1 protein-coding gene is annotated in these 1,090 nt (G+C 60.5%); it reads right to left on the bottom strand.

Annotated features, from left to right (window positions below; translation table 11 throughout):
• The coding region (mobF, locus tag ASO19_RS08995; protein ID WP_258036106.1) for a MobF family relaxase at positions 1 to 1,069 on the bottom strand (1,069 nt) is incomplete at its 3' end.
• Between the last annotated feature and the right edge of the window lie 21 nt (positions 1,070 to 1,090).

A 1,090-nucleotide genomic window follows, 5' to 3' on the forward strand; every position in this document is an offset into this window, starting at 1 on the left:
CCAGGGCTGTGACGCGATAGCCTTGCGCTTCCGCACTCTTTGCAACCGTTGCCAAGACCGTCGATGTCTTGGCAGTGCCTGCGTAGCCTTGGAGTCCAACGATCTGATTGTTGCTCGTGAGGATCTGAGTGGTCGCGGCCCGCTGCTCTTCATTCCAGGTATGCCCTTTGAGGGCTGAGCGCTGCTCGACTTCAGCCACGGCTTTGCCAGCCTCAAGGGGTGAGAGGATGGGCGCCGCTTGGTGCCGTCCGTCCTCTTCAAGTCGCAAGAGCGTCATCTCATGGGCGATATTGGCCGCCGTCGTCATCCCCTCAAAGCTTGCCCCCCGATAATCGAGATAGGTCCGCCTTTCCAGGCCGCCAGCCGTCTCAGCCCGTGTGATCGCCTCGGCAATCTCGGCCTGACTGACCGCACCAATCGCAAAGCGTCCTGCCGCCTCATGCAGCGCAGTCGTGGCAAAGACAGAATTGCGCTCGCCCAGCATCGCCGCCCCTTGAGCAACAGCCTGATCCGCCAACAGCTCCCGGCCAAACGCGTTGGAACTCTTTTGAGCCGATTGCGCCGCCAGGCGCCCCTGAGCCTCTGCCACAAGCTGGCGGCGCTTTTCCTCCGTCAGTCCCGCTGAATCAACGGCCTCTCTCCAAGCCTGCACGAGTTCAGCCTGGGGCACGGCTTCTTTGGCTTGGCGGGTATCCAGCGCGATCGTCTGTTTTTCGGCTGCACTGGCCTGAGCACGGGACTTTCCACGTTCCGCCAGTTGCGCCTCGATCGCCTGCGCTCTTTGGCTAAATGCCTCCAAGCTCTCAGAAGAGAGACCGGCAATCTCAAAGCTTGAATCTTTGCCTTTGGTGATCCCGTAGCCCAGCTCTGTCACCTCATGCGCCAATTCCTGGCGATAAAGCGCGCCAAGCTGCTTTTGGAGTTGATAAAGGGCCCGTGGTTCCAAGCTCCGCCATTGACCGTCTTGGCCCTGCGTCATGTTCAAAATGACGTTGTGACTGTGGAGCTGCGGATCGAGCGCGCGGCTGGTCCCGTGCCGGAAGCTTGCAATCACAAGGTTCTGCGTCATCTCACGGCGAACCTCCCCATC

It is taken from the genome of Parasaccharibacter apium (assembly GCF_002917995.1).
Taxonomy (GTDB): Bacteria; Pseudomonadota; Alphaproteobacteria; order Acetobacterales; family Acetobacteraceae; genus Bombella; species Bombella apis.